At 66.1% G+C, this 13182-nt stretch carries 12 protein-coding genes; 5 read left to right on the top strand and 7 right to left on the bottom strand.

Annotated elements, in window-relative coordinates; all coding sequences use genetic code 11:
* The first annotated feature begins 218 nt into the window (after nucleotides 1-218).
* The 5 genes from ACWDTI_RS09535 (at nucleotide 219) to ACWDTI_RS09515 (ending at nucleotide 5652) form a co-directional block, all read left to right on the top strand.
* Nucleotides 219-1829, top strand: coding sequence for a PucR family transcriptional regulator (locus ACWDTI_RS09535; protein ID WP_449737828.1), 1611 nt, complete (start codon nucleotides 219-221; stop codon nucleotides 1827-1829).
* 93 nt (nucleotides 1830-1922) lie between these two features.
* Nucleotides 1923-2603 (top strand): GntR family transcriptional regulator, encoded by a 681-nt coding sequence (locus ACWDTI_RS09530; protein ID WP_449737827.1) that lies wholly within the window; start codon nucleotides 1923-1925, stop codon nucleotides 2601-2603.
* A gap of 62 nt (nucleotides 2604-2665) precedes the next feature.
* Nucleotides 2666-3850 (top strand): cytochrome P450, encoded by a 1185-nt coding sequence (locus tag ACWDTI_RS09525; RefSeq protein ID WP_449737826.1) that lies wholly within the window; start codon nucleotides 2666-2668, stop codon nucleotides 3848-3850.
* Nucleotides 3851-4321: 471 nt separating this feature from the next.
* Nucleotides 4322-4519, top strand: coding sequence for a ferredoxin (locus tag ACWDTI_RS09520; protein WP_449737825.1), 198 nt, complete (start codon nucleotides 4322-4324; stop codon nucleotides 4517-4519).
* Entirely contained in the window at nucleotides 4516-5652 is a 1137-nt protein-coding gene (locus ACWDTI_RS09515) for an NAD(P)/FAD-dependent oxidoreductase (RefSeq protein WP_449737824.1), read from the top strand. Before ACWDTI_RS09520 ends, ACWDTI_RS09515 begins: the two co-directional genes overlap by 4 nt.
* A gap of 46 nt (nucleotides 5653-5698) precedes the next feature.
* Here ACWDTI_RS09515 and ACWDTI_RS09510 read toward each other — a convergent pair whose 3' ends face one another.
* From ACWDTI_RS09510 to ACWDTI_RS09480, 7 genes are all read right to left on the bottom strand, one after another.
* Nucleotides 5699-6844, bottom strand: coding sequence for an acyl-CoA dehydrogenase family protein (locus ACWDTI_RS09510; protein WP_449737823.1), 1146 nt, complete (start codon nucleotides 6842-6844; stop codon nucleotides 5699-5701).
* A gap of 29 nt (nucleotides 6845-6873) precedes the next feature.
* Nucleotides 6874-8445 (bottom strand): AMP-binding protein, encoded by a 1572-nt coding sequence (locus ACWDTI_RS09505; protein ID WP_449737822.1) that lies wholly within the window; start codon nucleotides 8443-8445, stop codon nucleotides 6874-6876.
* Nucleotides 8446-8452: 7 nt separating this feature from the next.
* Entirely contained in the window at nucleotides 8453-8887 is a 435-nt protein-coding gene (locus ACWDTI_RS09500; RefSeq protein ID WP_449737821.1) for a hypothetical protein, read from the bottom strand.
* Between the two features lie 89 nt (nucleotides 8888-8976).
* The gene (locus ACWDTI_RS09495; RefSeq protein WP_449737820.1) at nucleotides 8977-9828 is read right to left on the bottom strand and encodes a fumarylacetoacetate hydrolase family protein; all 852 of its coding nucleotides are present in this window, start codon (nucleotides 9826-9828) and stop codon (nucleotides 8977-8979) included.
* 47 nt (nucleotides 9829-9875) lie between these two features.
* Nucleotides 9876-10670: a cupin domain-containing protein gene (locus tag ACWDTI_RS09490; RefSeq protein ID WP_449737819.1), complete on the bottom strand. Its 795-nt coding sequence runs from the start codon at nucleotides 10668-10670 to the stop codon at nucleotides 9876-9878.
* Nucleotides 10671-10729: 59 nt separating this feature from the next.
* Nucleotides 10730-12361, bottom strand: a complete 1632-nt coding sequence (locus ACWDTI_RS09485) for an FAD-dependent monooxygenase (RefSeq protein ID WP_449737818.1) — start codon at nucleotides 12359-12361, stop codon at nucleotides 10730-10732.
* Between the two features lie 45 nt (nucleotides 12362-12406).
* Complete coding sequence (locus ACWDTI_RS09480) at nucleotides 12407-13087, bottom strand: GntR family transcriptional regulator (protein WP_449737817.1); 681 nt, start codon at nucleotides 13085-13087, stop codon at nucleotides 12407-12409.
* Between the last annotated feature and the right edge of the window lie 95 nt (nucleotides 13088-13182).

Raw genomic sequence — 13182 nt, 5'->3', positions numbered from 1 at the left:
GGTCTGTGTGTTGTCTGATCCGACAAGCGTTCCGTGCGGTGGCGAACGTCCGAATCCGACTCATCAGTGCCGAGGTGATCAGCGCCGGCCCGAGCGGCGCCGACGTGCACGCCGGCGCCGAGGGAATCGGCAGTCCGTCCTCCGTCGCGGTCTCCTGAAGGGGCGGTGGGAGCCAACTGTTGTCGGATCTGACAAGAGAATGAGCAATACTTGTCTGCATGACCACACCTTCGGGCGTGACGCTCGGCCGACTGCTGCTTGCCCTGGATCGCACGGTGGCCACCCTGGTCAGCGCGCCGGGTGGACTGGATCGGCGTGTCTCGTCGGTCGCGCTGCTCGACGTCGACGACGTGCACCTCGGGGTCGGGCGCGCGGCGCGGGGTGCCGAGCTGTTCCTGCTCGTCGGCATCCCGGACGACGTCATCGTGACCTGGCTGTCCGGGCTGGGGACGCATGTGCCGGTGGCGATTCTCGTCAAGGCGCCGTCGGAGCGGGTGGCGGCCCGGGCGGAAGCCTCCGGCATCGCGGTGGTGGCCGTCGACCCGCACGCGCGGTGGGAACGGATCTATCACTTGGTGACGCGGGTTCTCGATCAGGCGGGTGCCGACTCCGACGCCGGCGGTGAATCCATGCGGTCGGGTGCGACCGGTGATCTGTTCGATCTCGCCGCCGAGGTGGCCAGGCGTACAAACGGTTTGGTCAGCATCGAGGATGAGCGATCACATGTGCTCGCATACAGCAGTGCCGGGGAGGAAGCCGACGATCTGCGGCGGCTGTCGATCCTGGGCCGTGAGGGGCCGGCGGAGATGATGGCATGGCTGCGGCAGTGGGGAGTGATGGATGTCCTGCGGACGACCGCGGAGGTCGTCGCCGTCGAGGAGCGGCCGGATCTGGGTGTGCGGGCCCGCCGGGCGGTCGCGATACGCACCCCGACGACCGCGGACCGGATCGGGGAGTTCCTGGGCACGATCTGGATTCAGGAGGGGAGCGGTGCGCTCGCCCCGGACACCGACGACGTCATCGTCGGTGCGGCGGCCGTTGCGGCGCGAATGATCTCGCGGCGCGGAGCTCTACGCGGGGGACACGACGAGGTGGTGCGCCGGCTGCTGGGTGCCCGCGGCGACGTGGTCGACGCGGACTACCTGGGGTCGCAGTTGGAGATCCCGGCCAGAGTGCCGGTCGCCGTCGTGGGCTTCGCCGCGACCGGGTCGTCGTCGGCATTCGCCGGTCAGGGCGAGGTGTCGGCGCTGACCTTGCATGCCAGTGCGTTCAGTCCTCTCTCGGTGACCTCCACGATCGGTGATCGCGCGTATGTCGTTCTCCCGCAGGTCAACATCGATTCCACCGTCTCATGGGCACACACCGCGGTGGAGTCCGCGGCGCGACAGTTCGGGGTGGCTCTGCGAGCGGTGGTGGCCGGTCCGGGAGATCAGCTGCGCGAGGTACCGGGACTGCGTGCACAGGTCGACCGGGTGCTCGACGCCGCCGAGCGGGAAGGCGAGCTCATCGCCGACGTGACAACGGTCGGACAATCGCAGACCGGAGTGCTGCTCGGTGAGATCGTCGCCTACCTCGCCGCGAATCCCGAACTCGTCGACTCCCGCATCGTCGGACTCGCCGAGATGGATCGCGAAACCGGTAGCGAGTTCACCTCGTCGCTCCGCACCTACCTTGATCACTTCGGTGATGTGCGTACTGCGGCAAGGGAGTTGCACGTGCATCCGAATACCCTGCGGTACCGGATCCGGCGGGTGCAATCGGTCACCGGCATCGATCTCGACGACCCGGCGACGCGGTTGGTGGTGGCGCTGAGTCTGCGGACCGTATGAGGCGGCGCTGCGAATCCATCCAAAATTGCGCAAGTTCAGAAAAATTGCGCATATCTATTTGTCTCGCGCAAATAGTGCTGTAGTGTGGGTCACATGACAGTCCAGTCGAGTTCGGAGTCACTGTATGAAGCGGTGAAGGGAGCCATTCTCGATGGGCACCTGCAGCCGGGGTCTCGTCTCCGGCTGGGGGCGATAGCGCAGCAGTTCGATTCGAGCGCCGGAGTCTTGCGCGAAGTTCTGCCGCGACTGGCGGCCGAAGGGCTCGTCGAATCGCGCGCACAGCTCGGGTATCGCGTGGTCTCCGTCAGTACAGACGACCTCGAGCAGATCACCGAATGCCGTCTGCTGGTGGAGTCGGACGCACTTCGACGATCCGTTCTGGCCGGGGATGCCGAGTGGGAAGCCGGGGTTGTCGCGGCCGCGCATCTGCTCGCCCGCACACCGGTCGCCGGCGACGACGGCGCGCTCGACCCTGCGTGGGCCACGGCCCATCGGCGATTTCATACAGCGCTCCTCGCCGCATGCCCGAACCGGAGACTGCAGGACATGGCCGTGGCCCTGAGAGATCAGAGCGAGGTCTACCGGCACTGGTCGCGCAGCACGGGCCTGCTTCGCGCCGATGACGTTGCGCGCGAACATGAAGCGCTCGCGCAGGCCGCAGTCGATCATGATGTCGATCGTGCCCTGGAGGTACTCTCTCATCACCTTCGCATGGCCACGGATGCGCTGCTCCTCGCGGGTGACGATTCCGGTCTCTCCTCGGATATCGCCTGACCGTTCGACCACACCAACGGCCGTGTCTTGCGCGGCCGCAATCACACCTTCAGGAACGAAACATGCAACTGACGATCCCGTCGTACGACCATGACATCTTCGCTTCCGAGGCGATCCTCGCCCCGTATGAGCACTACCGCGCAATCCGTGAACTGGGCCCGGTGGTGGCGCTGCCCGGGCTGGACATCCTGGCCGTCGGACGTTACGACGACGTGCGAGACGTGCTGTCACGCCCCGAGATCTTCAGGTCCGGGCGCGGTGTCGCGTTGACCGAACCGGTCAATCAGTTCACCAGCGGGACCACGTTGACCAGCGACGATGAGCTGCATGAGCACCTTCGGGGCCTGCTGGCACACCGTCTGACACCCCGTGCTCTGCGCAGCGAACGTGACCGGGTGGGGGCGGCCGCGGATCAGGTGGTCGACGCGGCCCTGGCGAAGGAATCGATCGACGGCGTCACCGATATCGCCAGGGCTATGCCGATGGAGGTGATTCCCGACTTCGTCGGCCTTCCGGAGGACTGTCGGCCGCACGTACTCCGCTGGGCGCAGGCGGCTATGGAGAGCTTCGGACCCGTCACCGAACGCACCCCAGACGCCATGGAAAACGTTGTCGCGCTGGGTGGTTACACTGCGTCGGTAGTCGCCGAGCATCGGACTCCGCACGGTTCCCTCGCGGACGATCTGGTCAGCGCCGCAGAGCGGGGCGAGATCCCGCTCGACCGATGCCCGGTGATCATGGTCGACTACTTCGCCCCGTCGATGGAAACCACGATCAGTGCGCTGTCGTCGGCGCTCGCTCTGTTCGCCGAGCACACCGATCAGTGGGATGCGTTGCGCGCCAACCCCTCCCTCGTTGGCGGTGCATTAAACGAGGTCATCCGTCTCGAGTCGCCGATCCGCGGGTTCACCCGATATGTGGGTGCCGACACCGAACTGTCCGGGGTCCGGATCGCCGAGGGATCTCGGGTGCTCGCGCTGTTCGCTTCGGCCAACCGCGACGAGCGGCGGTGGGAAGACTCAGACCGATTCGACATCTCCCGCGACAACACCGAACACCTCGCCTTCGGGCACGGCGTACACGGATGTGCCGGACAGGGAATGGCGCGTCTGGAAGTGGTCGCGGTGTTGCAACGACTCATCGACCGCGTCGAGCGGATCGAGTTCACCGGTGACCCGGTGCCCGCGGTGAACAGCATCACCCGGGGCTACGAATCGCTCCCGCTGCGACTGGTGCCGGCGAACTGACGCTGTGACGAACGTGAACCCAAACCAACGAGGACACGCAGGAGCCCGCGGTGCACACGACTCTGCCCCGCCACGCGCACGATATCCACAGCGGTGCCGCGATCATCGATCCCTATCCCACTATCCCCATTATCGCGCGATCCGAGATCTCGGTTCTGTTGTGGCACTTGTAGATTGCGATGTTCTGGCCGTCGCCCGCGACACCGAATATCCGGTACGTGCTGTCGCATCCGGAGGTGTTCCCGTCGGGCCAGGGGGTGGCGGTCTCGGAGACCATGAACCACGTCGTCCACGGCGGAATCCTCACCAGCGATGGGGACCTGCATGGCATGACCACCTCCGAGAGGCCTGATGGCGCATCGCCTGACACCACGCCCTGCGCGGTGAACGCCAGGGGATCGAAGCCGCCGCACGCCCCGGGATTGCCGAAACCCTGACAAGGACCATCCGCATCGTCACAAGGAGAAATCAATGATGCACATCGACGTCGACCGGGGCCGCTGTGAAGGGCACGGCCTGTGTGAGGAACTCGCCCCCGAGGTCTACGAGCTCGACGACGACGCCGTCGTCGAATTGGTTGTGAGCGGCGAGATCCCGGCATCGCTGGAGAAGAAGGCGCAAGCCGGCGCGCGCGCCTGCCCGGTGGCCGCGTTGAAAGTCGTCGGATGACCATGACCATGAACCGGGTCGTTGTCGTAGGAGGCTCGATCGCGTCGCTTACCGCGGTCGAGACCCTTCGGGTCGAAGGGTACGAGGGCCGGATCACGGTGCTCAGCGCCGAGGATCGCCCGTTCTACACCAGGGTGCCGCTGTCGAAGGAGGTGCTGGCCGGCAAGCCTCTCGACGACACCGCACTCGTCGCGGGAGACATCGGAGCCGACATCAGGGTCGGTACGCGGGCGACAGCGCTCGACGTGGAGCGTCGTGTGGTGGTCACCACCGCCGGCGACGTACCCTACGACGGACTGGTCATCGCAACCGGCTCTCGGGCCCGTCGGCTCGGCGGGGGCCGCCGACCGGAGAACGTGCTGAGAACCGCCGATGACTGTATTCGGTTGCGGGAGAAGCTTATCGATGCCGACTCTGTTCTCGTCGTGGGTGGCGGCGTGCTCGGCATGGAGATCGCCTCCACCTGCCTGACGCTCGACAAGTCGGTGACCGTCCTCGATGTCGCGCCACCCATGCAGCGATTCCTCGGCGCGCCGGTCGCCGCCCATGTCCGATCGGTCGCCGAGGCGGCCGGAGTCGAAGTGGTCGCGGACGCCGGCGGAGTGGAGTTGCTCGGCGACCACGCGCCGACGGGGGTGCAGACCGCCGACGGGCGCCGATTCGAGGCCGACCTCGTGGTCTCCGCGGTCGGCGATCTCCCGAATGTCGAGTGGTTGGCCGGGTCCGGTCTTGACACCCACGGAGCACTCGTCGTCGACGAACGATGCCGGGTGCGGCCCGGTATCGTCGCCGCCGGTGACGTGGCGGTGACCCGCGACGCTGCCGGAGCGTTCACGCGGATGCCGAGCTGGACCAACGCCGTCGAACAGGGCAGGACCGCGGCGCGCGCGCTGCTGTCGCCTGACGACGCCCCGGTGCACCGTCCGTCTCGCTATTTCTGGACCGAACAGTTCGGCCTGGACATCAAGATGATCGGAAGCGGTCCGACCGGGGAACCGGTGACCCTGGACGGGGATATCCGATCGGGTCGCGCACTGTTGTGCTGGCCGGACCCAGACGCGCCGAGCCACGTTCTGGCCCTGAATCATCCGATGCCGCCGGCCAAGCTCAAGCGGTTGGCGCGCAACGGCTGACGACGTCGGGCGCGGCGCTCTCGACCGGCTCCGCGCCGCCGGCGGCTCAGCCCAGGAGTTCGCGGCCTATGACCTCTTTCATGATCTCGTTGGTGCCGGCCCATATCTTGCTGACCCGAGCGTCCTTCCAGGCGCGCGCCACCCGGTACTCGTTCATGAACCCGTATCCGCCGTGAAGCTGGACGCAGTGGTCGAGCACCCGGTTCTGCACTTCGGAGACCCACCACTTGAGCTTCGCCGCCCCGATCGCATCGAGTTCTCCGGCGACCAGTTGAGTGAGGCAGGTGTCGAGATACGCGGTGGCCACCTCGACCTCGGTGACGAGTTCGGCGAGCAGGAACTTGTTGTGCTGGAAGGAGCCGATGGGCTTGCCGAAGGCTCGCCGCTCCCTGGCGTAGACGATCGTCTCGTCGAGAATCTGCCGGACCTGTCCGATGTTCGACGCGGATGAGATGACGCGCTCCTTGCTCAGCATGCGCATCATCATGGTGAAGCCGGCGTCCACCTCACCGATCCGATTGTCGTCCGGAACCCGGGCATCGGCGAAGAACAACTCGGCCGTGGCGGACTCGTCCTGCCCCACCTTGTCGAGCTTTCTCCCCTTGACGAATCCGGGAGTACCGGCCTCGACCGCGAACATGGTCAGCCCGCGGGCACCGGCATCCGGCGTGGTGCGCGCAGCGACCAGGACAAGATCCGATTGGAGCCCGTTGGTGATGAATGTCTTGGCGCCGTTCAGAACCCAATCGTCTCCGGACCGGATCGCACTGGTCGTCAGGTGCGCGACATCCGACCCGCCCGATGGTTCGGTCATGCCAAGAGCACAGATGACCTCACCTGCGGCCATCGCGGGCAGCCACCGTTGCTTCTGCTCTTCGGTACCGAATTCGACCAGGTAGGGCGGGCACACGTCGGAGTGGATCGAAAAGCAGGACCCGACACCGAGACTCAACGCACAGATCTCTTCCGCGGCGATGGCGTTGAACCGGAAGTCGTCTGCGCCCGCGCCGCCGTACTGCTCGGGGATGGACAAGCCGAGCAGCCCCTGTTCGGCCGCCGCCGTCCAGATGTCACGCGGCACCAGCTTCTCGGCGAGCATCTCGTCATGGCGTCCACGCAGCACACGGTTCACGAAGCCGCGAACAGTGTCCCGAAACATCTCGTGTTCGTCGTCGTAGCCGACTCGTTTCATGAAATCTCCTGGTGTGGCAAGTGGCCGGGTCAGGCGCCCGAACGCGCGACGGCGGACTGCTTGAGTTCGCGGCGCAGGATCTTCCCCGACGCCGACTTCGGTATACGGTCGATGAATTCGACCTTGCGGATCTTTTTGTACGGTGCCACTCGCGCGGAGACCCACTCCATGACCGACCGGGCATCGATTGCGGCGCTCGCCGGATCGGCGAGCACGACGTAGGCCACCGGGAGTTCGCCCGCGGCGGCGTCGGGAAGGCCGATCACCGCTGCATCGATCACGGCGGGGTGGCTCAGTAGCACGCCCTCGAGCTCTGCCGGCGCCACCTGATAGCCCTTGTACTTGATGAGTTCCTTGAGCCGGTCGACGACGAAGAAGTGGCCGTCGCGATACACGACGATGTCGCCGGTACGCAGCCATCCGTCGACGAGCGTGGCCGCGGTGGCCTCCGGCAGGTCGAGATAGCCGAGCATCACCTGCGGCCCGCGGATCCACAGTTCGCCCGGGGTGCCCGGTTCGACGTCGGCCGACGTCGTCGGATCGACGACACGCGCCTCGGTGTGTGGCAGTAGCGGCCCGATGGAATCGATTGGAACGGTGTCGAATTCGTCCAGCGGGACAGTATTCGTGCCGGGTCCGGCCTCGGTCATCCCGTACCCTTGGCGAACGGCGATACCCGTACGTTCGGCGACGCGCCGAGCGAGGGCGGCATCCAGGGGTGCCGCACCGGAGAGTGCTTTGGTCATCGTCGACAGGTCGTAGTCGTCGACCTCGGGTGCAGTGGCCAGCGCCAGCACGATCGGTGGTGCGAGGTGTCCGAGGGTGACTCCGTGCTCGGCCACCACGCGCAGGTAGCCGTCCAGGTCGAAATGAGGCATCGTGATCACCGTCGCGCCGGTCAGAATCGCGGAGTTCAGAATCACGGTGAAGCCGTAGATGTGGAACAGCGGCAGGGCAGCACAGACGACATCGGTGGTCGACAGCGGACATGCGTGGCGCAACTGCTGGAGGTTGGCGATCAGGTTGCGGTGGCTGAGCATGACTCCCTTGCTCACGCCGGTGGTCCCGCTCGAGAAGGGGAGGACCGCCACGTCATCACCGCTGGTGGGGATGTGGGGTCTGCTCGGGGGATGGTCATAGAGGACGGAGAAGGAGGTGCCGGCCGAGTCGGCACCGAAGGTGAACACCGACTGCACCGGGGTGCCCGCAGCAGCCTCGTTGATCAACGCCTCGTCGCAGCCGTGAATGACCGCCGTTGCCCCGCTCAGGACGAGCAGTTTGCGGATCTCGCCCGGGGTGAGGATCGGGTTGATCGGACAGACCACGGCGCCTGCCCGCAGAATCGCATAGACAGCGATCGCGTACGACGGCCGATTCCCGCTGATCACCGCGACCGGATCCCCGACCCGGATGCCCGCCCGGACGAGCCCGGTGGCGGCCCGGGCAGACAGGTCGTCGAGTTCTCGATAGGTGACCTTCTCCCCGGTGACCGCGTCGAGCAGGGCGGTCGCGTCGGGGCGTGCACCCACCTCGGCGAGCACGAACTCGGCCAGGTTGGTTTCCGGAATCACCAATTCCGGCACCACGGAGGTATAGACCATGCCGGCGTCAGCCGCCTACCGGGACGTTCTTCAGTTCCACGCGGATCAGCCGAATCGATTCGGTGTCACTCGGATTCGAGACGTAGTGCAACGCCTCGGGCTCTTTCCACGCGGTCGCCTCGATCGGAGTGAGGCCGCCGAACTCCCGGGTGTCGAGCACGACCTCACCGGTGGCTCCGTCATGGTCGATGAGATCACTTCCCTCGATCAGGCACAGGACGCTCGACCACCGATGGTGATGCGGGGGTTCGGTGGCGCCCGGGGCGAGGAACACCTCGAGTACCCGCACCTCGTCGTTCTCCAGCAACACGCGGTGGTGCTGCGGAGCGGCGACTGTGGCGTCGAGTTCGTCAGGCCACGTGGCCGGGTCTCCGGTCGCATAGGCGTACGGGGTACCGTCGGCCGATTTCCCCTGCGTGTGGGTGGTGTCTCCGGTGGTCATGAGCGTGGTCCCTTCTTCTCGGATCCTCAATGGATTCGTATTTCTTTGTATCGCTTGGCTTTCGGCTCTATGGAGCCACGGGTTCGTCCTCAGCTGGCCGCTTCCTCGGCGACGAAGCGCTGCCGCAGGGTTCCTATGCCCTCGATGCGAGACTCGAGTACCTCGCCGTCGGTGAGGAACCGGCGTGGTGTGGCACCCATCCCGACGCCCGCGGGGGTGCCGGTGAAGATGATGTCCCCGGGTGCGAGGGTCACGACCCGGGAGAGACGGGAGACGATATCGGCGACACCGAAGATCATGTCCGATGTCCGGCCCTGCTGTACCGACTCACAGTCGATCGTCGCGCCGATCACGAGGTCGTCCGGAGTGGGGAGCTCGTCAGGCGTGACAATCCACGGCCCCATCGGGCCGTAGCCGGGAAATGACTTGCCGAGGCTGAATTGCGGTGCGGGACCCGCTGTCTGGACGGTCCGATCCGAGATGTCCTGGCCCACGGTCAGACCCGCGACATATCCCCACCCGTCCTCGGTATCCACCCGACTCGCCTCGCGGCCGATCACCACCACGAGCTCGACCTCCCAGTCGACCGTCGGTCCGGACAGCGTCACGTCGGAGATCGGGCCGGAGAAGCAGGATGTGAATTTGGTGAACACGGTGAGGTCTTCGGGGATGTCGAGTCCGGCCTCGTCGGCGTGATCGGAGTAGTTGAGTCCGATCGCGAACACCTGGCCGGGATGCGGTGTCGGGGCGCCGAGATCGGCCTCGTCGAACTCCTCTCCACCGCGGTAGTCCACGGTCTCGGCCCACTGCCGGAACTCCGGCCATGCGGCGAGCACATTCTGCGGGTCGGGGCCGAAGGCTTCCGCGCTCAGCTTGGCGACGTCGTAGGCGAGGTCACCACGAAAGAGGGTGGCCCGGCCCGACAGATTTCCGAAACGCATGAATCTCCTTGAATGGGAAGGCTATTGGTAGGTGGGGCAGTTTGTGATCAGGACGGCAGCGTGAGGCTCTCCCGGCGCACCGCGAAGTCGACGAATCGGTCGAGACCCTCGCCGACCCGGGTGGGCGGGACGAGGAAGGCCAGATGTCGTTCGCGCTCTTCGGTTGCGTTCCAATTCCGGTGCGGTACGCCGGCCGGGAGCACGACGAAATCCCAGGGGCGCGCGACGAAACTCTGGTCGGCCACCTCGACGGTCAGCTCTCCCTCGAGGATGAAGTACATCTGGTCGACCGGGTGGATATGCCACGGCACCCCTGAAGAGTCCTTCTCTCCGTGCGCAACCGAGGCGTTGACCAAGATGAGCTCGGGAGAACCGAGATCGGGGGCGAGCATCAGGCGTGCTTCGAATCCGGGGACGACCTCACGTGGCTGTACCTCCTCCGCAGGGCGGATCGCCGGCGCGCGACCAGGCGCGGTGGAGGGCCCGTCAAGGGGTGCGGGCTCGGCGAGCGGCCCACCGCGGGTCGGCGGTGGCACGAGGAAATCGAGGTGGATCTCCGGTTCGTCACCCGGATACCAGTTCCGGTGTCCGGCGCCCGCCGGAATCACCACGGCCGTATCGGCCCCCACGGTGTACTCGGTGGACTCGAGTTCGAGCTGCATCGATCCGGACAGGATGTAGTACACCTGATCACTCGCCGGATGTCGGTGGCGCTGAAAGCCTTCGCCATGTGCGGGGGCCCGGCATCCGACCACCAGGCAGCTCTCGAGATCGGCCAGCACCTGGTAGTCGAAGACGTCCTGATCGAGACCGCTTGGGTCGAAATGTCTTAAGTAGTCCATGCTTCAGTGCTCTTTCATGAAGTCGGGAAGTCGTGTGCCGACCCCGAAAATGGGGTGTGTCAGCGGGCTGTCGTCGCGGCTGTCGCCCTACCGAGTAAGCGGTGCAGTTCGTCTCGAAGGCGAACGCCCTCGTCGGCCTGCGGCACAGCGGATTTCGCAAGGATGTGGCCGTCGGGCCGGATCAGCAGCGCGCCACCGCCGGCGAGGCCGGTGAGTTCGTTCCACCAGCGGTCGGCCGGGTCATCCGGCGCGACGGCGACCACCCGTGCGGGTACGCCGGCCTCGGTGAGCAATGCCGACCAGGCATCTGCGTGTTCGGGTTCGACCAGCAGCGTGAACGCATCGACTCCGATCACATCGCGCAGAGCGCGTGAACCGGACGCGGTGCGGACGGGGACATGGGGCACATGGTCGCCGACCTCTGCCGTGGGTTCGTGGCCCACCGTATCGATCGTGCGGTCGGGCACATCGCCGAAGCGGTAGCCGAGTTGCAGACCGACCGTGCTGACGGCCGGCCACTGGCGCCCGATGATTGCCTGCATCTGCTCGTCATCGCGATGCACGGCCTGCTGTGCGATCACCTCGAAGATCGCGGTGACGTCGTGCAGATTCGACAGACTCTGCGTGCAGTTGCGTTGCCCGACAGGTCGCCGTTCGGCGTCGTAGCTGTCGAGCAAGCTCACGTCTGCCCATCCGCGAAGGACCGCGGCCAGCTTCCACGCGACGTTGCTCGCGTCGCCCACTCCGGTGTTCAGGCCGAGTCCGCCCGACGGCGGGAAACGGTGAGCGGAGTCGCCGGCGAGGAAGAAGCGTCCGCTCCGGTAGGTCTCGGCGACCTCGGCGGTCACCGTCCAGGGCAGCACACTCTTGATCTCGAACTCGGCCTCGGTGCCCAATGCGGCCCGGATGATTTGTGCCGCAGCATCTTCGGGAGCGTCGTCGGGCAGCGGTGGTCCGATGAACGCCCATGTGGAGGCGGGATCGTAGGCGAGCAGAGTGCCGACGGCGCCGGGATTGGCGATCCAGTACATCATGCCCGGCCGGTCGCCGATGAGATCGGTCAGATCGGCCTCGAAATGGATTGTGCTGCGTGCGGCCGGTGGCGGCGGCCCCTGCATCGGAATGCCGAGGGCATTGCGCACAGCGCTTCCTGCGCCGTCCGCGGCCACCACGTACTCGGAGCGGATCTCGTAGGTTTCCTCGCCGGTCTCGACGATCGACACCACCTCGTCATCGGTGCGATCCTCGTACCCCGCCCATCGATGGCCGAGACGGAGGTCGCAGCGATCGTCGCCATCGGCCTTGTCGCGCAGGATGCCCTCGAGCAGCGGCTGCGCGAGATTGATCCGATGCGCGAACTGTCCTCGCTCACAGCCGGGTTCGTATGGCAGAGACCCATAGGCCTCGCCGGCGAGCGCAGAGACGTACCAGGACCGCTCGGAAGCGGCGCGGGGTGGGGCGGCGGATTCGATCTCCTCGACCGGAATCCCTGCGGAGGAGAAGATCTCCAGGGTGCGGGGGCTCAACATGTGCGCCTTGGGCGCTTCCATCAGCGTGGCACGGCGGTCGATGATGATCGAGTCGACGCCGGCTCGGGCGAGCAACAACGCGGTCGTGGTGCCGATCGGCCCCGCGCCGACGATCAGCACCGACGTCGATTCGGATCGTCGGGTCGGAGGTGTCGTGTTCATGTGTGTCTTCCTTGTCGGCCGGTGAAGCGGGTGGTTGCGAGCCGTTCAGACGGCGGGCTCGACGTCGGTTGATCCGTCTTCGCCACCTGGTGTGAGAAGACGTCGGGTGGTGGTGGCGATGTGTGCGCGCAGGCGATCGACCGCGAGATCGGTGTCGTGGGCGACCGCGGCTTCGCAGATCAGCCGATGCTCCTCGGCCACATCCCGCCCGAGCCATGACGCGGGCTGGGACCAGGCGCGGAACATCTCACCGCGGTCGCGCAACGATGTCGATTCATCTCGCAGGTAGGGATTGGGACACGCGGCGACGAGTGCGCTGTGGAAGCGCAGGTGAATCCGAGCCCATTCGGGTGACGGATGTCCGTCGACGGTCATCGGCGCCTTGCTGAGCAGGTAGTGCGCGCCGACGACCTCGGCCTCCCACTCGCTGTCCCCGTGCGTCACGGACTGCCGGAGGGCCTCGAGTTCCACCAGGAGTCGGAACTCGGTCAGGTGGGCCAGCTCCGTCGGGTCGAGCTCGACGACCCGGAAACCGAGTTGTGCCCGTGACTCCACGAAGCCCTCGGCCACGAGTCGAGGCAATGCCTCGCGGAGCACCCCGGTGCTGAAGTCGAAGCGCTGGGAGAGTTCCGCGAGGCGCAGCCGCTCTCCGGGTGCGAACTCGCCGCGCACGATCGCACTTCGCACGATCTCGTAGGCGAGATCACTATTCGTCTGCGCTGCCATGCGACTCACACTACAGAAGAAAAATCGCAATGCAACCAGAAAATCGATATTTTGGCTCGATGTAGATAATGAGTGCCCTCTGCGGCGTGACATCC

Source organism: Gordonia sp. NPDC003424, from assembly GCF_053588655.1.
Note: the sequence above shows the minus strand (reverse complement) of the source record. Positions and strands in the feature narration are given on the sequence as shown.

What these genes read in the sequence shown, in the direction of transcription:
- ACWDTI_RS09535 (WP_449737828.1), top strand. Translation starts at nt 219, where the DNA reads ATGACCACACCTTCGGGCGTGACGCTCGGCCGACTGCTGCTTGCCCTG.
- ACWDTI_RS09530 (WP_449737827.1), top strand. Translation starts at nt 1,923, where the DNA reads ATGACAGTCCAGTCGAGTTCGGAGTCACTGTATGAAGCGGTGAAGGGA.
- ACWDTI_RS09525 (WP_449737826.1), top strand. Translation starts at nt 2,666, where the DNA reads ATGCAACTGACGATCCCGTCGTACGACCATGACATCTTCGCTTCCGAG.
- ACWDTI_RS09520 (WP_449737825.1), top strand. Translation starts at nt 4,322, where the DNA reads ATGATGCACATCGACGTCGACCGGGGCCGCTGTGAAGGGCACGGCCTG.
- ACWDTI_RS09515 (WP_449737824.1), top strand. Translation starts at nt 4,516, where the DNA reads ATGACCATGACCATGAACCGGGTCGTTGTCGTAGGAGGCTCGATCGCG.
- ACWDTI_RS09510 (WP_449737823.1), bottom strand. Translation starts at nt 6,844, where the DNA reads ATGAAACGAGTCGGCTACGACGACGAACACGAGATGTTTCGGGACACT.
- ACWDTI_RS09505 (WP_449737822.1), bottom strand. Translation starts at nt 8,445, where the DNA reads ATGGTCTATACCTCCGTGGTGCCGGAATTGGTGATTCCGGAAACCAAC.
- ACWDTI_RS09500 (WP_449737821.1), bottom strand. Translation starts at nt 8,887, where the DNA reads ATGACCACCGGAGACACCACCCACACGCAGGGGAAATCGGCCGACGGT.
- ACWDTI_RS09495 (WP_449737820.1), bottom strand. Translation starts at nt 9,828, where the DNA reads ATGCGTTTCGGAAATCTGTCGGGCCGGGCCACCCTCTTTCGTGGTGAC.
- ACWDTI_RS09490 (WP_449737819.1), bottom strand. Translation starts at nt 10,670, where the DNA reads ATGGACTACTTAAGACATTTCGACCCAAGCGGTCTCGATCAGGACGTC.
- ACWDTI_RS09485 (WP_449737818.1), bottom strand. Translation starts at nt 12,361, where the DNA reads ATGAACACGACACCTCCGACCCGACGATCCGAATCGACGTCGGTGCTG.
- ACWDTI_RS09480 (WP_449737817.1), bottom strand. Translation starts at nt 13,087, where the DNA reads ATGGCAGCGCAGACGAATAGTGATCTCGCCTACGAGATCGTGCGAAGT.